The 20,899-nt window shown below is 68.2% G+C and carries 16 protein-coding genes; 10 read left to right on the plus strand and 6 right to left on the minus strand.

What is annotated here, in order from left to right; all coding sequences use genetic code 11:
- Nucleotides 1–33: 33 nt before the first annotated feature.
- The 3 genes from QRN16_RS15300 to pgi all read right to left on the minus strand — a co-directional run bounded on the left by QRN16_RS15300 (nucleotide 34) and on the right by pgi (nucleotide 3,881).
- Nucleotides 34–1,314: a hypothetical protein gene (locus QRN16_RS15300; protein WP_056446954.1), complete on the minus strand. Its 1,281-nt coding sequence runs from the start codon at nucleotides 1,312–1,314 to the stop codon at nucleotides 34–36.
- On the minus strand, nucleotides 1,311–2,072 hold the full coding sequence (locus QRN16_RS15305; RefSeq protein WP_027504164.1) for a crotonase/enoyl-CoA hydratase family protein: 762 nt from the start codon (nucleotides 2,070–2,072) through the stop codon (nucleotides 1,311–1,313). Before QRN16_RS15305 ends, QRN16_RS15300 begins: the two co-directional genes overlap by 4 nt.
- A 165-nt stretch (nucleotides 2,073–2,237) precedes the next feature.
- Nucleotides 2,238–3,881, minus strand: coding sequence for a glucose-6-phosphate isomerase (pgi, locus tag QRN16_RS15310; RefSeq protein WP_056446956.1), 1,644 nt, complete (start codon nucleotides 3,879–3,881; stop codon nucleotides 2,238–2,240).
- 174 nt (nucleotides 3,882–4,055) lie between these two features.
- Between pgi and QRN16_RS15315 the strand changes: the two genes are divergently transcribed.
- Complete coding sequence (locus QRN16_RS15315; RefSeq protein ID WP_222647891.1) at nucleotides 4,056–5,537, plus strand: NAD-dependent succinate-semialdehyde dehydrogenase; 1,482 nt, start codon at nucleotides 4,056–4,058, stop codon at nucleotides 5,535–5,537.
- A 66-nt stretch (nucleotides 5,538–5,603) separates the two neighbouring features.
- Here the strand turns inward: QRN16_RS15315 and QRN16_RS15320 are convergent, their stop codons facing one another.
- On the minus strand, nucleotides 5,604–5,930 hold the full coding sequence (locus QRN16_RS15320) for a chorismate mutase (RefSeq protein ID WP_027504161.1): 327 nt from the start codon (nucleotides 5,928–5,930) through the stop codon (nucleotides 5,604–5,606).
- Nucleotides 5,931–6,228: 298 nt separating this feature from the next.
- Between QRN16_RS15320 and QRN16_RS15325 the strand changes: the two genes are divergently transcribed.
- Nucleotides 6,229–8,688, plus strand: a complete 2,460-nt coding sequence (locus QRN16_RS15325; RefSeq protein WP_027504160.1) for a UvrD-helicase domain-containing protein — start codon at nucleotides 6,229–6,231, stop codon at nucleotides 8,686–8,688.
- Between the two features lie 79 nt (nucleotides 8,689–8,767).
- On the opposite strand, the gene QRN16_RS15330 is transcribed toward QRN16_RS15325, so the two are convergent.
- A complete protein-coding gene (locus QRN16_RS15330) occupies nucleotides 8,768–9,976 on the minus strand; it encodes a M23 family metallopeptidase (protein WP_285187983.1) in 1,209 nt (402 codons plus the stop codon).
- Between the two features lie 245 nt (nucleotides 9,977–10,221).
- Here QRN16_RS15330 and QRN16_RS15335 point away from each other — a divergent pair, with 245 nt between their 5' ends.
- From QRN16_RS15335 to QRN16_RS15350, 4 genes are all read left to right on the plus strand, one after another.
- Nucleotides 10,222–11,943 (plus strand): hypothetical protein, encoded by a 1,722-nt coding sequence (locus tag QRN16_RS15335; RefSeq protein WP_285187985.1) that lies wholly within the window; start codon nucleotides 10,222–10,224, stop codon nucleotides 11,941–11,943.
- 137 nt (nucleotides 11,944–12,080) lie between these two features.
- Nucleotides 12,081–13,244, plus strand: coding sequence for an ADP-forming succinate--CoA ligase subunit beta (gene sucC / locus QRN16_RS15340; protein WP_056446972.1), 1,164 nt, complete (start codon nucleotides 12,081–12,083; stop codon nucleotides 13,242–13,244).
- 14 nt (nucleotides 13,245–13,258) lie between these two features.
- Nucleotides 13,259–14,161, plus strand: a complete 903-nt coding sequence (gene sucD / locus QRN16_RS15345) for a succinate--CoA ligase subunit alpha (RefSeq protein ID WP_027504157.1) — start codon at nucleotides 13,259–13,261, stop codon at nucleotides 14,159–14,161.
- Between the two features lie 90 nt (nucleotides 14,162–14,251).
- Nucleotides 14,252–15,244 carry a zinc-binding alcohol dehydrogenase family protein gene (locus QRN16_RS15350; RefSeq protein WP_285187992.1) on the plus strand — a complete coding sequence of 331 codons (993 nt, stop codon included), beginning with the start codon at nucleotides 14,252–14,254 and terminating at the stop codon, nucleotides 15,242–15,244.
- Nucleotide 15,245: 1 nt separating this feature from the next.
- Here the strand turns inward: QRN16_RS15350 and QRN16_RS15355 are convergent, their stop codons facing one another.
- Nucleotides 15,246–15,611: a VOC family protein gene (locus QRN16_RS15355; protein WP_056446979.1), complete on the minus strand. Its 366-nt coding sequence runs from the start codon at nucleotides 15,609–15,611 to the stop codon at nucleotides 15,246–15,248.
- Nucleotides 15,612–15,704: 93 nt separating this feature from the next.
- Between QRN16_RS15355 and QRN16_RS15360 the strand changes: the two genes are divergently transcribed.
- The 4 genes from QRN16_RS15360 to sfnG all read left to right on the plus strand — a co-directional run bounded on the left by QRN16_RS15360 (nucleotide 15,705) and on the right by sfnG (nucleotide 20,845).
- A complete protein-coding gene (locus tag QRN16_RS15360) occupies nucleotides 15,705–16,670 on the plus strand; it encodes a helix-turn-helix transcriptional regulator (RefSeq protein WP_027504154.1) in 966 nt (321 codons plus the stop codon).
- Between the two features lie 253 nt (nucleotides 16,671–16,923).
- Entirely contained in the window at nucleotides 16,924–18,378 is a 1,455-nt protein-coding gene (locus QRN16_RS15365; RefSeq protein ID WP_285187995.1) for an HNH endonuclease signature motif containing protein, read from the plus strand.
- Between the two features lie 68 nt (nucleotides 18,379–18,446).
- A complete protein-coding gene (locus tag QRN16_RS15370) occupies nucleotides 18,447–19,682 on the plus strand; it encodes an acyl-CoA dehydrogenase family protein (RefSeq protein ID WP_285187997.1) in 1,236 nt (411 codons plus the stop codon).
- 38 nt (nucleotides 19,683–19,720) lie between these two features.
- Nucleotides 19,721–20,845 carry a dimethylsulfone monooxygenase SfnG gene (gene sfnG / locus QRN16_RS15375; protein WP_027504151.1) on the plus strand — a complete coding sequence of 375 codons (1,125 nt, stop codon included), beginning with the start codon at nucleotides 19,721–19,723 and terminating at the stop codon, nucleotides 20,843–20,845.
- Nucleotides 20,846–20,899: the final 54 nt, after the last annotated feature.

Here is a 20,899-nt window from a genome sequence, read left to right on the forward strand (position 1 = left end):
TCACCTCTCTGAAGTCGGTGATGTTCACCGTACTCACCAGAAGTCGGGTGTGAGGTGGTGATGCCCGAGTGCCGTCGCGATCGCGTCGCGAACCTGCTCCACCGAGTGCGCCGCCGCAGGATCGGTGACCACCACCGACAGCGTGTACGCGTGATCGTGGCGGCAGAGATAGGCCGACAGGATGGTCGGCGACGCGGCGGACTGCTCGTGTCGGAGTCCCGGGTGGATCGCCCGCGCGGCGACGCGCACCGCGGGGCGGCCGCCGATGGTGCGCACCGCCTCGGGAAGCGGGCCGATGTTGGAGCACAGAGCATCTCGCCGGCCCGTCGACGGCGCGAGGAGCGCGGCGGCGCGTTCGGGGACCACGTGCAGCAACTCGTCGGGAAAGCCCGCGGGACCGGTCAGCGGGCTTCGGTACGCCGTCTTCGCGCGTCGACGGATGTCGGCCAGTGAGTCGGATTCCGTGATGCGGACCGCCGTCACCGAGATCGCGTTGGCGCCGCCGGCCTCGACCTTCATCGGGACGCCGAGCAGGACGGACCCGTCGGTGTCGCCGGACGTGCCCGAACATCTCAACGTCGCGACGACGGCCGCGACGACGGACAGGAACACCACGTTCGGAGTGCCCGCTCCGTCGGCGGCGACCCGATCCCACTGCGTCGCTTCGACATCGGTGCTCACGGACAGCGCTTCCCACGCGTCGGGACGGGCCGGCGCAGGAGTTCCGGTCCTCGACGCCTGCAAGTACTGCATCAGTTCGGCGCGCCGGGCGGGACTGACGGCGAGCGCGGAGACGGCCACGGCGGTGCGGCCGACGACGGTCGACAGTGTGGCCAGTGCATCGGCGGTGTCGGTGGTGCCGTCGTCCGGGGCGATCGGGTCCGGGACGCCGGACAGCGCCGCCGCTGCTGCGTCGATGAGTCCGCGTGCGTCGGCGATGACGTGGGAGCACACCAACGAGACGGCGGTTCCGTTCCCGCAGGGCGCCGCGGTCAGACGCCAGCCCGGTCCGTACTCGGGGTCGAGCGAGACGTCGGCGCCCGACTCGGCCCAGCGGACCGGGTCGTCGGTCGGCTCCGTCCACCGGACGCCGGGGCGCCCCGAGGCCCGGACCCAGCGCCGACGCGCGCCGGGCAGACGCGAGCTGACGATCCGCACACCCAGACGTCCCTCGGCGAGCCGGGCGTCGATCAGGTCGAGAGCGCCGGGGGTGATGGGCTCCTCGGTGACCCAGAGGCCCTGCATCGCAACGGGTATGCCGAAGCCTCGATGTGTGCGAAGGAAGATCTCGTCGACGACGGAGAGGCGAGTCACTCGAGCGGTGCTCCGTGTCGCCCGGCGCCGGACGCGAACTTCTGTGCACCGTCGAACGCGTCGACGAGCGAGGTGGCACCGTGCCGGAACTCGTTCGCCATCGCCGCGCGGTGGTCCAGGCCCTCCTGCTCGAGCGCCGACAGTCGGTCGCCGCGCAGGCACGCCTGCGGGAACTCGGCCAGGGACGCGGCGAGTTCCTCCGCGGCAGCGCGGCAGGTGCCCGTGGGGACGACCCGGTTGGCGAGTCCGAACGTCAGCGCTTCGTGCGCGTCGACGGCACGCCCGGTGAGGATCATGTCCATCGCCCGCGACGTACCGATCGCCCGCGGCAATCGCACCGTTCCGCCGTCGATCAGCGGCACACCCCAGCGCCGACAGAACACACCGAACACGGCGTCCTCGTCGGCGACGCGCAGGTCGCACCACAGCGCGAGTTCGAGACCGCCGGCGACCGCGTGGCCGGACACCGCGGCGATGACGGGCTTGGACAGTTCCATGCGCGTGGGCCCCATCGGCCCGTCACCGTGCTCGGTCGCCACGTTCGAGCGCTCGGTGCCCAGTGCCTTGAGGTCGGCACCGGCGCAGAAGGTTCCGCCGTCTCCCCACAGCACCGCGACCGATGCCGTCGGATCCGCGTCGAACTCCTCGAAGGCCTCCACCAGAGCGGCCGCCGTCGGACCGTCCACGGCATTGCGTGCCTCAGGTCGGTGGAGGATCACCGTGACCACCGGACCTCGGCGTTCGATCCGCACGTTCATGGTTCGACCGTACCGCTGCCACGCCAGGTTGTGGTTGTTCACGAGGCCGCCGAAGAAAGTTCGCCCGATGTGTAACGCCCGGACGGGTGGCGGCGACATGGTGTGTGAGACCGTGCCGGTCCGTCAGACCCCCGACCCGACGGACCGGCGCGGTCTCGCTGTACGTCAGCGTCCGCGTTCGCTGCGGTACCAGTCGATCAGCGCACTCGTCGACGAATCGAGGTCCGCGCCCGGGCCGTCCGCATCGGTCAGCACCGGCGTCAGCTCCTGCGCCTGGGTCTTGCCCAGCTCGACTCCCCACTGGTCGAACGAGTCGATGCCGAAGATGACGCCCTCGACGAAGACCTGATGTTCGTAGAGGGCGATGAGCTGACCCACCACCGAAGGCGTGAGTTTCGGCGCGAGGATCGACGTCGACGGGCGGTTGCCCGGCATCACCTTGTGCGGCACGATGTCCGCGTCCGTGCCCTCGGCGGCGATCTCCTCCGCCGTCTTGCCGAAGGCCAACACCTTGGTCTGGGCGAAGTAGTTGCTCATGAGCAGGTCGTGCATGCTGCCCGTGCCGTCCGCGGTGGGAAGATCGTCCGTCGGCTCGGCGAAGCCGATGAAGTCCGCCGGCACGAGTCGTGTTCCCTGGTGCAGCAATTGGTAGAAGGCGTGCTGGCCGTTGGTTCCGGGCTCGCCCCAGAAGATCTCGCCGGTGTCCGTCGTGACGGGCGTTCCGTCGGCCCTCACCGACTTGCCGTTCGACTCCATGGTGAGCTGCTGCAGGTAGGCGGCGAACCGGTTCAGATCGTTCGAGTACGGCAGCACCGCCCGGGACTGCGCGCCGAAGAAGCTGGAGTACCAGACGCCCAGCGTGCCCAGCAGGATCGGCGCGTTGGATTCGAGCGGCGCCTCGCGGAAGTGCTGGTCGATCAGGTGGAAGCCCTCGAGGAAGTCCGCGAACGCCTCGCGGCCGACGGCGAGCATCACCGACAGACCGATGGCGGAATCGACCGAGTAGCGGCCGCCGACCCAGTCCCAGAAGCCGAACATGTTCGCGGTGTCGATGCCGAAGTTCGACACCTTCTCCGCATTGGTGGACACCGCGACGAAGTGCTGGGCGACGGCGTCGTCACCGAGTGCGGCCGTGAGCCATCGCCGGGCGGCCGTGGCGTTGGTCAGCGTCTCGAGTGTGCCGAAGGTCTTGGAGGCGACGATGAACAGCGTCGACGCCGGGTCCAGGTCGGCGAGGGTGCCGACGAGGTCGGCCGGGTCGACGTTCGAGACGAAGCGCGCCGAGATGCCCGCGTCGGCGTAGTGCCGCAGAGCCTGGTAGACCATCACCGGACCCAGGTCGGAGCCGCCGATCCCGATGTTGACGACGGTGCGGATCCGCTCACCGGTGGCGCCGGTCCACGCGCCGGATCGCACTCGATCGCTGAAATCGCCCATCCGCGTGAGGACCTCGTGCACGTCGGCCACCACGTCCTGGCCGTCGACCTCGAGTGACGCGTCCGACGGCAGACGCAGCGCGGTGTGCAGCACGGCCCGGTTCTCGGAGGTGTTGATGTGCTCGCCCGCGAACATGGCGTCCCGACGCCCGGTGACGTCCGCTGCGCGTGCGAGGTCGAGCAGCAGTTCGAGCGTCTGCCGCTCGACCCGGTGCTTGCTGTAGTCGATGTACAGGTCGCCCGCGGTGACGGTCAGCTCGCTCCCACGCGACGGATCGTCGGCGAAGAAGTCACGGAGGTGGCGATCGGCCACGGCCTCGTGATGCGAGACGAGCTCGGTCCAGGCTTCGGTGCTCGTGATGTCGGCGCTCATGAGCCCTGACCCTAATCGCTGGGCACCCGAGCCGCTGGGACATGCCGACCGGCCTCCGGCCTGCCCGCTGACATGCGATCGCCGTGCGGGAGTGCGTGACGAGTCCCGCCCCACGGGGTAGACAGTCGGTACCACCGGGCGACCCGGCGAGCAGCGACGAGGAGTGCGAGAGACGTGAGCGAAGGAACGAGCAGCGCAGCGACGACCCGGGAGAAGGACCTGATCGCGTCCGTCCCCACGAAGTTGTGGATCGGAGGCAAGCAGGTCGACGCGGAGAACGGTGCCACGTTCCCGGTTCGGGATCCCTCGACCGGGGAGGTGCTCACCGAGGTCTCGGACGCGAGTCCCGCCGACGCCGCACGCGCGCTCGACGAGGCCGTCGCGGTGCAGAAGTCCTGGGCCGCCACCCCGGCGCGACAGCGCGGCGAGATCCTGCGGGCGGTCTTCGAGTCGATCACCGAGCACGCCGACGACATCGCACTGCTCATGACGCTGGAGATGGGCAAGGCCTTTGCCGAGAGTCAGGCCGAGGTGAAGTACGGCGGAGAGTTCTTCCGCTGGTTCTCCGAGGAGGCGGTCCGCATCGCGGGGCGGTACACGCCGGCGCCCGCGGGCAACGGCCGGATTCTGGTGACCAAGCAGCCCGTCGGCCCGGTGCTGGCGATCACGCCGTGGAACTTCCCGCTGGCGATGGGCACCCGCAAGATCGGGCCCGCACTCGCGGCGGGATGCACGATCCTGGTGAAGCCCGCCTCGGAGACTCCGCTGACGATGCTCTACCTGGCGAAGCTCATCTCCGAGGCCGGGCTGCCCGAGGGCGTGCTGTCGGTACTGCCGACGTCGAAGTCCAGCGCTGTCACCGGGCCGCTGATCGACGATCCTCGACTGCGCAAGTTGACCTTCACTGGCTCCACCGAGGTGGGGCGAATGCTCGTGGAGAAGTCGTCGAAGAATCTGCTGCGGACGTCGATGGAGCTGGGCGGCAATGCGCCCTTCGTCGTGTTCGACGACGCGGACATCGACGCCGCCGTCGAGGGCGCGATGCTCGCCAAGATGCGCAACGGCGGCGAGGCCTGCACGGCCGCCAATCGGTTCCACGTGCAGAACTCGGTCAAGGACGAGTTCGTCGCCAAGGTGACCGAGAAGATGCGCGCCATGACTGTCGGGCGGGGCAGTGATCCGGACACGAAGCTCGGACCGCTGATCAACGAGGAGCAGCGTGACACGGTGGCCGAACTCGTCGACGACGCGGCGTCCAAGGGCGCGACCGTCGCACTCGGCGGCACTGCGGAGGACGGGCCGGGCTGGTTCTACCCCGCCACCGTGCTGACCGACGTACCCGGCGACGCCCGAATTCTGAGCGAGGAGGTCTTCGGACCGGTGCTCGCGGTGCGCGGCTTCGAGACCGAGGAGGACGGCATCGCTGCGGCGAACGACACCGAGTTCGGCCTGGCCGCGTACATCTTCACGCGGGATCTGGACCGGGCGCTGCGCGTGGCGGAGGCCGTGGAGACCGGCATGGTGGGTGTCAATCGCGGGGTGATCTCCGACGCGGCCGCACCGTTCGGTGGGATCAAGGCGTCGGGATTCGGTCGCGAGGGCGGAAGCGAGGGGATCGAGGAGTACCTCGAGACCAAGTACATCGCCCTGCAGTGATGCGGTGAGGCACGGGAACCGCCCGTCGTCTGGGCGGTTCCCGGTCGAGCTCTACGAGCGGTGGACTCAGTGTCCGAGGCGGCCGCGGCCCAGGCGGAGCAGGAGCATGGCCAGCGTGTGACCCTCCTGGCCGAGGTCGCTGAAGCGCTGGAGGACCTTCATCTCGCGGCTGTGGACGAGGCGGGGTCCGCCCTGTGCCATCCGCGTCTGACCGATGGTGCGGGAGACCTCGGAGCGGCGCTTCACGGCGGCGAGGATCTCGGCATCGAGGCGGTCGATCTCCTTGCGGAGCTCGTCGATCTCGGCTTCGGACGTCGGCAGGTTCGCGTCGTCGGCGTGATCGTTCGACTCGGACGATGCCGATGCTGCGGTGGTGTGAATCGCTGTGCTCATATCAACTCCTCGTGTCAGAACGTGTGTCGCTCTGCTCTCACGTTCTGTTACGTAGATTCCAAGAATTCTCGAGGACGCCACGAAATACCTGGTCAGGGGGTCGGATGCGGTCGGCGCTGTGCCGTCCGCGAGTCCGGGCCCGAGCAAGAGTATGCCCGGCCCGCACTCGGCGTAAAGAAGGAGCCGAACGGTCTCGTTCGGATCCGACGTCCGCGTGCGTGCGTCACGACAGGGATTCGGCGCCCACGGCCCGAGTGATGGTGTCGGTGTCGGTGACCGCCGGTAATCTGGACGGACGATGAACACACAGTCACCCGCACGTGCCACCAGGTCCTCGGACCAGCTCCTCGAGGGCCTCAATCCCCAGCAGCGCGAGGCAGTGATGCACTCGGGGGGACCGTTGCTCATCGTGGCGGGCGCCGGTTCGGGCAAGACCGCGGTGCTGACCCGTCGCATCGCGTATCTCCTGGCGGAGAGAGATGTCACACCCGGCCAGGTCCTCGCGATCACGTTCACCAACAAGGCCGCGGCGGAGATGCGGGAACGCGTCGTCCAGTTGGTCGGGCCGCGGGCCAACTTCATGTGGGTGAGCACGTTCCACTCGAGCTGCGTGCGGATCCTCCGGAGCCAGGCGGCGCTGCTTCCCGGCCTCAACTCGAACTTCTCCATCTACGACGCGGACGACTCGCGTCGGCTCCTCACGATGATCGGCAAGGATCTGCAGCTCGATCCGAAGAAGTTCTCGTCGCGTCTGCTGGCGACGCAGATCTCCAATCTGAAGAACGAGCTGATCGATCCGGACCAGGCCGTCGCCGACGCGGAGAAGGAGCCGGCCGAGCTGCCGGCCGTCATCGCGAAGGTCTACGGCCACTACCAGCAGCGTCTGCGGGCGGCCAACGCGTTCGACTTCGACGATCTCATCGGCGAGACGGTGGCACTGCTGCAGAGCCATCCGGACGTCGCCGAGTACTACCGGCGCCGCTTCCGCCACGTCCTCGTCGACGAGTACCAGGACACCAACCACGCGCAGTACATGCTGGTGCGCGAGTTGGTGGGCACCGGATCGACGGCGGAGGGCGAGGTCGCGGCAGTTCCCCCGAGCGAACTGTGCGTGGTGGGTGACGCGGACCAGTCGATCTACGCGTTCCGCGGCGCGACCATCCGCAACATCGAGGAGTTCGAGCGCGACTATCCGGATGCGCGGACCATCCTGCTCGAGCAGAACTACCGGTCCACCCAGACCATCCTGGCGGCCGCCAACGCCGTCATCGCGCGCAACACCAACCGCCGTGACAAGCGGCTGTGGACGGACACCGGCGACGGCGATCCGATCATCGGCTACGTGGCGGACAACGAGCACGACGAGGCCAAGTTCGTGGCGTCGGAGATCGATCGGCTGGTCGACGGCACCGACTACAAGTACTCCGACGTCGCGGTGTTCTACCGGACCAACAACTCCTCGCGCGCGCTCGAGGAGATCTTCATCCGCCTCGGTCTGCCCTACAAGGTGGTGGGCGGTGTGCGCTTCTACGAGCGCAAGGAGGTACGCGACGTGGTCGCGTACCTCCGCGTGCTGGCCAATCCGGACGACACGGTGAGCATGCGGCGCATCCTCAACACCCCGCGCCGCGGCATCGGCGATCGTGCCGAGGCCTGTGTCGCCGTGCACGCCGAGCGGAAGAACATCAGCTTCAACGCCGCGCTCCTCGATGCCGCGGCCGGCTCCGTGGCGCTGCTCAACACTCGCGCGCAGAACGCCATCGCGTCGTTCATGGAGATGATCGGCGAGCTGCGGGCCACCATGAACGCCACCGATGCCGACGGAAACGACGTCGCGGACATCGGCGACATCGTCGAGGCGGTGCTCGACCGCACGCGGTATCGCGCCGAACTCGAGGCCAGCTCGGATCCCCAGGACGGCGCTCGCCTCGACAACCTCAACGAACTGGTCAGCGTGGCCCGCGAGTTCAGTGCCGACGCACGCAACCTTCAGGGCATCGAGGATCTCGAGGTGGGGGTCGACATCAACGCGGACCTCGACGTCGCGTCCGCAGAACCCGAGGACACCGACGGTGTGGCCGAGCCGGGTTCGCTCGCCGCCTTCCTCGAGCGGGTCTCGCTGGTGGCCGACACCGACCAGATCCCGGACAACGGCGACGGCGTCGTCACGCTCATGACGCTGCACACGGCCAAGGGGCTCGAGTTCCCGGTCGTGTTCGTCACCGGGTGGGAGGACGGCCAGTTCCCGCACATGCGAGCGCTCGGTGATCCTGCGGAGTTGTCCGAGGAGCGTCGACTCGCCTACGTGGGCATCACGCGTGCTCGGCACCGGCTCTACCTCACTCGCGCGATCATGCGCTCGGCGTGGGGGCAGCCCATCAACAACCCCGAATCGCGTTTTCTGCAAGAGGTTCCGCAGCATCTCATCGACTGGAAACGGGAGGATCCCGGCGTCGGCAGCGGGTTCGGTTCCAGTGGTGGCTCGGGGCGCCAGCGCGACTGGACGTCGAATCCCCGTGGTGGATGGTCCGGTGGGTCGTCGCCGTCGGCCACCCCGACACCCAGCTTCGGCAAGGCCCGGTCCAACAACACCCTGACGCTCGCCGTGGGTGATCGCGTGAGCCACGACAAGTACGGTCTCGGGACCGTCGTCGAGTCCGAGGGATCAGGTCAGCGTGCGATGGTGTTGATCGACTTCGGCACGTCCGGTCGCGTGAAGATGATGCTCATCGGCGGAGTGCCGATGACCAAGCTGTGAGAGGGCACGGAAGAATGGTCCGGCGCCACCGTCCATGACGGTGGCGCCGGACCTTCGACGTGTGTGGAGTTGTGGGAAGTCAGTCGCGCTCGGGGCCGAGAGCGATACCGCGGGACGCCAACCAGGGGAGCGGGTCGATCTTGTTGTCCCCCGTGAGGTGGACCTCGAAGTGGAGGTGCGGGCCGGTGGACTGGCCGCGGTTGCCCATCTTGGCGATCTCGTCGCCGGCCATGACCGTCTGGCCCACCTGGACCTCGGACGAATCGATGTGGCCGTACACGGTGATGGTGCCGTCGGCGTGCTGCAACCGGACCCACAGTCCGAAGCCGGCCGCGGGGCCCGAGTCGATGACGGTGCCGTCGGCCACGGCGTACACCGGCGTGCCGATGGCGTTGGCGATGTCCACGCCGGCGTGCAGCGTGCCCCACCGCGAGCCGAAGCCGGAGGTGTAGGTGCCGAGCGCAGGCAGTGCGAAGAGGGGACGCCGTGCAGCGGCCTCGCGAGCCTCGCGCTCCTCGCTGAAGCGCTGGCCCTTCGCCAGGAGCTCCGAGAACTGGCCCAGGTCGACCGGTGCGGCGATGTTGAGGATCTGCGGTGCCGCGGACGTGGAGGGGGCCGTGACGGGCGCTCCTGTCGACGTGGCGGTGGGCACCGAGTCGACGTGCGCGGCCGGCTGGTCCGCGACGATGCCGGCAGCGGTGGAGCTGTCGACGATTCCTGCGGACGCGGCAGCTGCCGGGGCCTGACCCGCGGCCAGCGCGTACTCGGAGGTCTCGGTGCGCTCGGCGGGCTGTGCGTTGTCGATCGCGGCCTGGCCGGCAGCGACGACCGCACCTGCGGCCACGGCGACGACAGCGACGCGTCCCTTGAGGGCGGACGGCGGAGCGGGGATGCGGTGGGCGCCGCTGCGCTTGACGGCGATCTCGTCCGCGATGGCAGCCGAGGTCACCGACGGTGCTGCTCCGGCCGGAGCGGTGACGAGGAAGGACGTCGCCGGTACCGAGCGGCGGCGGCGCGTGAGCGCATCGCCGAGGGGTGCCGGGGTGTACGCGGGCGCGGACGCCACGTAGTCGCTGGACTCGTGCGCACGGTCCCAGGGGGACGATGCTGCATCGGTCGAGAGGGCTTCGAGGGGGCCGGTGTCGGTCAAATGACCGTCCGCCGGCGTGAACACGGTGGTTTCGTGCTCGAACTGCTGGGCCTCGTACTGCTGGGAATCGAACCGACTGTCGTCGGTGGCGTCCGAGACGAAGCGTGAGCGTGTGAACGGAGTTCGGTGGTGCTGCAAGACCTGCCGTCCTCCTGATTCGTGACCTACCCGTGATGTGGAACCTCGTGGACGGTAACGAAATGGTCGCGGCGGGCGCAAGCCAAACGGCTTCTCGGGTCACATATGTGAGGTGGCTCACAAGGTGTCCTGGGTTTACTCGAGGACGAGTCCCGACGCCGATCAGGCACATCGGTGATCTTCCTGTGATCGAGGCGAGCGGCATCACGATCGACGGACACGAGGACCGGATACCGTTCGTCATCGTGACACAGCCGACATCCGCGGGCCGTCGTACCTCAGGTTCCGCGTCCGACCCCGTCCGGCTCGGTGCCCGCGCTCTCGGAGTCGTCGGAGCGCTGGCGGTGGCGGCCGCTCCGTACGTTCCCGTCGTCGGCGGCGCCGACGTGGGTCCCCCGGTGCGGGGCGCGGCCGCCGTCTCGTCGGCGCTCTGGGCGGCGATCGCCCTGCTGCTCCTGGTGCGCGCGACCCGGCCGATCGTCTTCCCCGTGCTCGCGACGTTGGGCGCCGTCGCACTGGGATCGATCGTGGCCGATCTCCAGTTGTTCGTCGGAGCGATCGACGCCGACCGGCTGGAGCTGTTCCGTCCGATCTCGGCCGGCGCGCTGGAGGCGGGCCCCGGAGCCGTGGTGGTGACGCTCGGGCACGCGCTCGTCGTCGTCGCCGGGGCGCTGGCGGCACTCGCGCTGGCGCGGACGGTCGAGTGGGACGACGTCGACGAGGATCCCGTCGCTCGTCGATCGGCATCGGTCGTGGTCGCCGCGGGGGTCGCGGGCGCTCTCGCTCTCGCCGCCTCGTTCCTCCTGCCCGCGTACGTGAGCACCGATGCCGTCGTCCTCGCTCCCGCTCCGGTCGCCGGACCCGTCGCGTCGGCTCTCGGCGGTGGACTGTCCGCGGTCGCGGTGCTGGTGGGTGTGGCCTACGCGTTCTCGTCGACCAGCAGGTCCGCGGCGGTCGGCGCACTGACCGGTGTGGTCGCGGCGTCGGCGACCGTCGTCGGCGTCCGCCTGGCTGCCGCGCTGGGGGCGGGCGACCGCATCGACCTCGGCGCGGGCACGGTCGTCGGAGTCGGCGGGCTCCTCGTCCTCGGCGTGGCCACGGTGGCGACGGCGCGCGCGACCTCCGGACCCACGACCTCCGTGCCCCGGCTCGCACGGTCCGCCGCTCCCTCGAACTCGACGCGGCGGCACGTCGTCGCGGGAGCGGTGACGGTCCTGACGGGCATCGCTCTCGGTGTCGGCGCCGTCCTGCCGCTTCTCGACGTCTCGACCGGCTCCGTCCCGACGGTGGTGGGGGATCGGGCGGTGGCCGCGTACGCCGTCGTGACCGTCGTCGGCGGCGTGCTGTTGCTCTTCTCGGAGTTCGCCGCCGCGGTGCGGCCTGCGGTGCCGCTGATCGTCACGGGCCATCTGGCGCTCGCGGCCGCGGTGCTGCAGGCGCTCGTGCTGGGCGTCGGTATCGACGGCGTGTCCGTCGGTGCGGGCGGCTGGCTGCTGGTCGTCGGCACGCTGCTCGGTCTGCTCACGCTCGCGCTCGTCGCCGCGGCGGGCGCCTCGGAGCGGGACGGCGTCGACACCAGCGATCTGGACGGGGCCTCGCGCCCCCTCGCAGCCGCGCTGGCCGTCGCGGCCGGGGTCGCCGCACTGGGGCTGCTCCTGCCGCAGTACGACGTGGTTGGGGAGACCGGCGGCTGGATCGGGGCGCTGCCGTGGGGGTGGGACGTGTGGGGGCGGCTGGTACTCGTGGCCGCCGTCCTGATCGGCGCCGCCGTCGCGGCCCGCGCTCGGGCGTCGCGCGCCGCGGCGCTCCAGATCGGTTCCGCGGTGGCTCTGGCGGGTGTCGCGCTGAGCCCGATCCTCGGCGGCGCGGGCCCCGACGTGACGGCGTCGTCGGGGGCCTTCGTGACCGCTGTCGGCGCTGCGGCATCGGCGCTGGTGGCGGCGGGATTTTTTCGTACTGGCGAGTAGATGTCGGCGCAGGTCGGTGATCTGAACCACAAGTTCGACGGGCTGTCGATCAGGCCTCTCGGTGGAAAGTTACAGTCGCAAGTCGGACCCGCTCCTACCCCTCGAGCGGGCGTCAACGCAGACGAGATGGTGAGCTGATGGATCTCTTCGAATACCAGGCGAAGGAACTCTTCGCCAAGCACGAGGTTCCGACGTCGGCAGGTCGTGTCACCGACACGGTCGCCGGTGCACGACAGATCGCCGAAGAAATCGGCAAGCCTGTCATGGTCAAGGCCCAGGTGAAGGTCGGCGGCCGCGGCAAGGCCGGCGGCGTGAAGTACTCCAAGGACGTCGCCGAGGCCGAGGCGAACGCGGAAGCGATCCTCGGACTCGACATCAAGGGCCACGTCGTCAAGAAGCTCCTCGTCGCCGAGGCCAGCGACATCGCGGAGGAGTACTACATCTCCTTCCTGCTCGACCGCACGAACCGCACGTACCTCGCGATGTGTTCCGTCGAGGGTGGTGTCGAGATCGAGGTCACCGCCGAGGAGAACCCGGACGCGCTCGCCCGCATCCCCGTCGACGCCGTCAAGGGTGTCGACCTCGCCTTCGCGCGTGAGATCGCCGAGGCCGGCAAGCTTCCCGCCGAGGTGCTCGACGCCGCGGCCAACACGATCCAGAAGCTGTGGGACGTCTTCATCAAGGAAGACGCGCTGCTCGTCGAGGTCAACCCCCTCGTGCGCACGCCGGACGACCAGATCCTCGCCCTCGACGGCAAGGTCACCCTGGACGCCAACGCGGACTTCCGCCAGAAGGGCCACGCCGAGTTCGAGGACGCCGACGCGGCGGACCCACTCGAGGCGAAGGCCAAGGAGAACGACCTCAACTACGTCAAGCTCGACGGACAGGTCGGCATCATCGGAAACGGTGCCGGACTGGTCATGTCGACCCTCGACGTCGTCGCGTACGCCGGTGAGGCGCACGGTGGCGTCAAGCCCGCCAACTTCCTCGACATCGGCGGCGGCGCCTCGGCAGAGGTCATGGCCGCAGGCCTCGACGTCATCCTCGGCGACTCGCAGGTCAAGAGCGTGTTCGTCAACGTCTTCGGCGGCATCACCTCGTGCGACGCGGTCGCCAACGGCATCGTCGGCGCTCTGAAGACGCTGGGCGACACCGCCTCCAAGCCGCTGGTCGTCCGCCTGGACGGCAACAAGGTCGAAGAAGGCCGGAAGATTCTCGCCGATGCTGCGCACCCGTTGGTGACACTGGCCGAGACCATGGACGAAGGCGCCGACAAGGCCGCCGAGCTGGCTGCGAAGTAGAGGGCACCGAAACTATGTCTATTTTCCTGAACAAGAACAACAAGGTCATCGTCCAGGGCATCACCGGCGGCGAGGGCACGAAGCACACCGCCCTGATGCTCAAGGCCGGCACGCAGGTCGTCGGCGGCGTCAACGCTCGCAAGGCCGGGACCACGGTCAAGCACACCGCAGCCGACGGTTCCGACGTCGAGCTGCCCGTGTTCGCCAGCGTTGCCGAGGCCATGGAGAAGACCGGAGCCGACGTGTCCATCGCGTTCGTGCCGCCGGCATTCTCCAAGGACGCCATCGTCGAGGCCATCGACGCGGAGATCCCGCTGCTCGTCGTCATCACCGAGGGAATCCCGGTGCAGGACAGTGCGTACGCGTGGGCCTACAACGTCGAGAAGGGCAAGAAGACCCGCATCATCGGGCCGAACTGCCCCGGCATCATCACCCCCGGCGAGGCACTGGTCGGCATCACGCCCGCCAACATCGCCGGCAAGGGCCCCATCGGCCTCGTCTCGAAGTCGGGCACCCTGACCTACCAGATGATGTTCGAGCTCCGTGACTTCGGCTTCTCCACCGCCATCGGCATCGGCGGCGACCCGGTCATCGGCACCACGCACATCGACGCCATCGAGGCGTTCGAGAACGATCCCGACACCGAGATCATCGTCATGATCGGCGAGATCGGTGGCGACGCCGAGGAGCGTGCAGCCGACTACATCAAGGCGCACGTCACCAAGCCCGTCGTCGGTTACGTCGCCGGCTTCACCGCTCCCGAGGGCAAGACCATGGGCCACGCCGGCGCCATCGTCTCCGGCTCGCTGGGAACGGCTCAGGCCAAGAAGGACGCTCTCGAGGCGGCCGGCGTGAAGGTCGGCAAGACGCCGTCCGAGACCGCTGCCCTCGCGCGCGAGATCCTCGAGAAGAAGTAGTCACTCTTTCTTCTCTCACACGAGGGAGGCCGGTTTCCCGCTCGGGAAGCTTGCCTCCCTCGTGTCGTTCCGGGGGACTACCGTCGAGGTATGAGCATTCCCGCGACTCACTCCGCCATCGTCTCCGTCGAACCCGACTCGCCGTTCGTGCAGATCGAGCGAGAGACTCCGTCGCCCGCCGGATTCGACGTTCTCGTACGTGTCGACGCGGTGTCCGTCAATCCGGTGGACACGAAGGTTCGCTCGTCCTTCGATCCGTCCGACGGCCCGAAGGTCCTCGGTTTCGACGCCGTCGGTGAGGTCGTCGCGGTGGGTTCCGACGCCCGAATCTTCGAGCCCGGCGATCGAGTCTTCTATGCGGGATCCATAGCTCGGGACGGCAGCAACGCCCAGTACCAACTCGTCGACGAGCGGATCGTCGGCCATGCGCCGTCGTCACTGTCCGCCGCGGACGCCGCGGCCGTGCCGCTGACCGCCATCACCGCCTGGGAATCGCTGTTCGTGCGGCTCGGACTCGGGAAAGACAGCACCGGAACACTTCTCGTGATGGGGGCCGCCGGCGGTACCGGGTCGATGATCATCCAGCTCGCCCGGGCACTGACCTCGCTCACCGTCGTTGCCGCGGCATCGCGCGGCGAATCCCGCGACTGGGCAACGGAGATGGGCGCCCATCACGTGGTGGATCGGCACTGCCTCGTGGACGAGGTCGGTGCCCTGGCGCCGGACGGCGTCGAGTACGTGTTCTCCCCGTTCTCCGAGGGCAATGTCGACGCCTACGCCGCGGTGATGGCAGTGCACGGTCAGGTCGTGGCGATCGACGATCCGGTCGGCCTGGACCTGATGCCGCTGAAGGCCAAGAGCCAGACCTGGCACTGGGAACTGATGTTCACGGTGCCGTTGTCGTTGCCGAAGAGCACTTCTCAGCACACCATCCTCGACGAGGTCTCGCGACTCATCGACGACGGAACTCTGCGGAGCACCCGCACCACGACTCTGTCACCGTTCGACGTGGACACCCTGCAGGACGCGCACCGGCGGGTGGAAAGTGGCGGCACCATCGGCAAGGTGGTCGTCGTTCGGTAGATCAGTCGATCGGCGAGACCCTGATGAGGTTGCCGTCGGGGTCGCTGACCACAAATGTGCGGCCGAAGACCGCGTCGTACGGCTCGTCGACGACACGGACTCCCTTCGAGACCCAGTTCGCGAAGACCTCGTCGACGGCAGACGCCGACCCGGGGACCATCAGTCCGACCTCGGTCGTGCGTGGAGTGTCCGGGGCCAGGTGCTCGCTGTAGCCGGTCCACAGCGCGAACAAGACGCCGGGGGCTACCTGGAAAGCGACATAGTGGGGACTGATGAAGGTCGGTTCGATCTCGAACAGGTCGCTGTAGAAGCTGGTAGCGGTCTCGGCGTCGCGGACGCCGATCAGGAACAGGTTCGGTGCGGGCACAGGAGCTCCTCGACTCGGTGAATTCTCGGTACCGCCACAGTGGACCGGCCTATCACGACAGAACCTGTCACCTTTTCTGCGAAGATCGGACGCATGAAGGCCGCCCGATTGCTGCACCTCTTGCTGTTGCTGCAGACCCGCCAACGCATCACCACCACGGAGCTGGCCGCGCGTCTGGAAGTATCGCGGCGGACCGTGCTGCGGGACGTCGAGGCGCTCTCGGCAGCAGGAGTGCCTGTGTACGCCGAACGTGGCCGCAGCGGTGGAATCGTCCTGCTCCCCGGTGCGCGGCTCAACGCGTCCCACCTGGAACCACCGGAGTTGGAAGCCCTTTCTCTGGCGGGTCTGGACAGCACGCAACGTGAGCGCATGGGCTTGTCGGCGATGTGGGAGTCGGCAGCACGCAAGATCGCCGCCCGCCAGGCCGCGACATCCACGGGCACGAGCCCATTGCGACTGGCGGACCTCGTGCTGGTGGACAGCACCCCGTGGTTTGCCGATTCAGAAGCAGCGGTCGACGTCGCCGATCTGGCATCGGCCCTGCAGGACCGACGCCGATTGCGAATCCGATACCGGCGGAGCGCCGAGAGTGAGGCCTCGACACGTGTGGTCGACCCGTACGGGATCGTGGCGAAGTCCGGCCGCTGGTACCTCGTCGCCGACCACCGAGGAGATGGACGACTGTTCTCTCTGGACCGACTCGCGGCTTTCGAACAACTCGACGCGCCAGTCTCTCTCCGACCCGGAGAAACCCTCCGCACCACATGGGCCGCGTTGAAGGACCGCACCGAGGGTCGAGGTCATGTGAGCGTGACCTTTCGCCTGCCGGAACACGGCCTCGACTTGGCGCGGCGCATCCTCGGGACACGCATCCACGATGTATCCGATCCGGAGAACGGAACATGCATCGTCGTCGTCGGCTACCCCGACATCGAGTCGGTGCGTCAACTGCTGCAATTCGGCGACCACATCGAGGTCCTCGCCCCAGACGCAGCCCGCACACGCATCAGCCAACTCGCGAAAGTCCTGGCCGAAACACACTCACCCCCATCCAGTTGACCGCCGATCGGGACGCCTCGAGCTCGATCGACGTGTCCGGTCAGTACGACCGGCCGTGTTCTCGGGCACGGAATGTGTTGGTGGAAAGGCGATCTGCGCTCAATGTCCGCGCATGTATCGACGGCCGAAACGGATCGAGGAGCTGGAGCGCGCATCCGACGGCGTGACCCGAAAGTGTGTCGGTGGGGTGGGCTACTGTCTGTTCAGGTCGTCGGGGGGCGGTCTGATCGGGGCATCACCGGGGGGTGAATTCGTGTACGACGCAGAGGCTTCGGTGGATGTGGTGGTGTCGGCGAAGGTCGACGCTCAAGCGTCGTTCGCCCGGACCGTGTCGGCGTCGTGTGCGTACGTGCAGGAGTCGTCGCGTCGGCCGGCGGTGCTCGGTCCGGGTGGGGTGTTCGACGCGGAGGCTGCTGAGACCTGTGCGGTGGCGGAGGTCGCGGCGGCGTTGGCGGTGTCGACGCGCACGGTGAGCGAGTGGCTGTTCCTGACCCGCACCGCGCATCGCGCGGTGGCGGAGGCGTTCGATGCGGGCCTGTTGGCGTATGCGGCGTTCCGGACGGTGTGCCGGTCGGTGGCCGGGGTTCCGAACGCCACCGAAGCGCTGCTGCAGCGGGTGATCGCTGCCGCGTCGAGGTGCACTCCGGGTGCGGTGGCAGCGGCGGTCGATCGGATTCTCGCGGAGTTCGACGCGGAGTGGCACCGCATCGCTCGGGAGCGCGCGACGACGGAACGGTACGTCTCGGTCAGGAAGCTGCCGCGAGGTCAAGCCGAGCTGAAGGTTCGTGGCCCCGCAGAGCAGATCGCCGGGATGAAGCGGGCCATCGTCGAGGCGGCCCGAGGGGTGTGCGATCCGAGTTCGCTGCCGGCGCGGTTGTTCGACGCTGCGCATGCGATCATCACCGGCACACCTCTGCCGTGCGACTGCGTTGACGAGAGTTGCGCCCACGCGCCGTCGCCGGCCGCACCGGCCCATCATGCCGTCATCGTCCTCGACGCCGCCACGGCGGCGGGGTTGGCAGGGGAACCCGGTCACCTCGTCGGTTGGGGTCCGGTTCCTGCGGACACTGCCCGGAGGATCGCCGGGGATGCGACGTGGCAGGCGATGATCACCGCCGCGGAGGTCGCGGAACCGCGGGCGGGGTGCAGCTGCCGATGCCCACAACACGACCCACCGACCGACTCCGAACCACCGGGCCCGCCGGTGCCCGCCGCCGGGCGGGAAGTCCGCCGCACCCCCCGCATGCCCGCAGGCTGGACACCGACCACCGGGAAACTGGGCAGCACGAAAAACCGAAAACTCCGGGAGCAGGTCGACTATCTTCGCACGCTCCCACCATCGGCGGTGGACCGTGCCGTCGCCGACCCCGACGGCCACGGTGGCTTCGCCGTACCCCCGGCCGGGGCGTTGACCTACCGGCCGTCCGAGGCGATCGCGTCGCTGGTGACAGCCCTGTATCCGACGTGCATCCATCCGGGGTGTGCTGTGCCCAGCGAGGACTGCGACCTCGACCACGTCGTCCCGTTCGACCACACCGACCACCCGGAGAGAGGCGGCTGGACCGTCACCGGCAACCTCGCGCCGCTGTGCCGTCGGCACCACGGCCTGAAGACCCGGCGGCAGTGGCACCACCGCATGCTCCGGGACGGCATCGTCCATGTCCGCGACTCGCACGGCACCGACTACCTCACCGCACCCGGCGAGTGAGCGAACCGTTCGAATCACCCAGAGCGCAACGGTGGTTCCGCATCGACCCGGGCGATGTACTTCCGGGCATGACGATCACCGACACCCGCCCCGCCGGCGCCGCCACCGAACCGCGCTGGACCACCGCTCCCACGACGTCCGCGGAATGGATCGACCGTGCCCGCGAGGTGGCCGCGATCCTCGCCGTCGACGCCGTCGCCCGTGATCGCGCCACCGAGGCGCCGCACGAGGAGGTGACGTTGTTGAAGGAGTCCGGTCTGGTCACGATCCTCGGGCCGACCGAGTTCGGTGGCGGTGGGCAGACCTGGGAGACCGCCTACCAGGTGATCCGCGCCGTGGCCGCCGCCGACGGGTCGATCGGACAGCTGCTCGGCTACCACCTGCTGTGGTTCTGGGCGGCACGTCTGGTCGGGACGAAGGAGCAGATCGCTGCCGTCGAACAAGCCGCCACCGAGAACACCTGGTTCTTCGGCGGCGCGGTCAACCCGCGCGACAACGACGTCGAGATCACCGACGAAGGCGACACGATCGTCTACAACGGTGCCAAGACGTTCTCCACGGGCAGTCGTGTCTCCGACGTGACCGTGCTCGAGGGGGTGCTCGCCGGTACCGACACCCACGTCTTCGCCATCGTTCCGTCGAATTCCGAGGGCCTGACGTTCCACGACGACTGGGACAACATCGGTCAGCGTCGCACCGAGAGTGGCAGTGTCACCATCGATCACGTCCGCACTGACTGGAGCTCGGCCGCCGGATTCGCGAACAAGGCGTTCGAGCCGCGGGTCTACAACACCCTCAACGTCCCGATCATCCAGCTGGTGTTCGTCAACTTCTACCTCGGCATCGCACGCGGAGCCCTCGAGACCGCTGCCGACTACACGCGTACCACCACGCGAGCGTGGCTGCACAGCACCGTGGACAACGCGCTCGACGAGCCCTACATCATCGACCTGTACGGAGACCTGACCGGGAAGCTCTGGGCCGCAGAGGCTCTCGCGGACTCCGTGGCCGCGGAGCAGCAGCGGATCCACGAGAACGCCTGGACTGTCACCGAGCACGAGCGCGGCGAGCACGAGGTGCGCGTCGCCGCGGCGAAGGCACGCGCCACGGAGGTCGCCCTGGAGATCACGTCGGGCATCTTCGAGGGGCTCGGCGCCCGCGCCACCGCGTCGAGTCACGGATTCGACCGTTTCTGGCGCAACGTGCGCACGCACACGTTGCACGATCCGGTGGCCTACAAGCGCCGTGAGGTCGGCCGCCACGTGCTCACCGGCGAGTTGCCCCAGCCCACCTGGTACTCCTGAAATCATATGTCGCGCACTATTATCGAACCGAGGACTGCATGAGTACAGAGAAGATCGCCGACGAAGTGAAGTTCGCCTACTGGGTGCCCAACGTCAGTGGTGGCCTCGTCACCAGCGACATCGAGCAACGCACCAGCTGGGAGTTCGAGTACAACAAGAAGCTCGCGCAGACGGCGGAGAACAACGGGTTCGAGTACGCGCTGAGCCAGGTCCGGTACGAGGCCAGCTACGGAGCCGAGTTTCAACACGAGTCCACGAGTTTCAGTCTGGGACTGCTCCTCGCGACCGAGCGCCTCAAGGTCATCGCTGCCGTGCATCCCGGGCTCTGGCAACCGGCCGTGCTCGCGAAACTCGGTGCGACAGCAGACCATCTGTCCAACGGACGCTTCGCCGTCAATGTGGTGAGTGGATGGTTCAAAGACGAGTTCACGCATCTCGGTGAGCCCTGGCTCGAACACGACGAGCGTTACCGACGCAGCGCCGAATTCCTGCAGGTGCTGCGCAAGATCTGGACCGAGGACGACGTCGATTTCCGCGGCGACTTCTACCGCATCCACGACTTCACGCTCAAGCCGAAACCGCTCAACACGCCCGCCCGTCCCAATCCCGAACTGTTCCAGGGTGGTAATTCGTCGGCGGCACGGGAGAACGCAGGTCGGTACTCCGACTGGTACTTCTCCAACGGCAAGGATTTCGACGGCATCACCGAGCAGATCGACGACGTGCGGCGCGTCGCACAGGCCCATCAGCGTGAGGTGAAGTTCGGTCTCAACGGCTTCATCATCGCCCGCGACACCGAGAAGGAGGCGAGGGACACCCTCCGCGAGATCATCGAGAAGGCGAACAAGCCGGCAGTCGAGGGGTTCCGCGGTGCCGTGCAGCAGGCCGGCAGTTCGACGTCGGACAAGAAGGGCATGTGGGCCGACTCGAGCTTCGAGGACCTCGTGCAGTACAACGACGGCTTCAAGACCCAGCTGATTGGTACGCCCGAACAGGTGGCGACGCGCATCGTCGACTACCGCGACCGCGGCGTGGACCTCATCCTCGGCGGTTTCCTGCACTTCCAGGAGGAGATCGAGTACTTCGGAGCGAAGATTCTGCCGCTGGTGCGGGAGATCGAGGCCGCGCGGGCGAGTGACCGCGAACCCGTCGGCGTCGCCTGAGCGAGGAGTCACTCACCGCGGGTCCGTAGTGTTGGTGAGCGGCGCGGCCGCCGC

This window comes from Rhodococcus sp. MEB041 (assembly GCF_030208955.1).
In the GTDB taxonomy this organism is placed as follows: Bacteria; Actinomycetota; Actinomycetes; order Mycobacteriales; family Mycobacteriaceae; genus Rhodococcoides.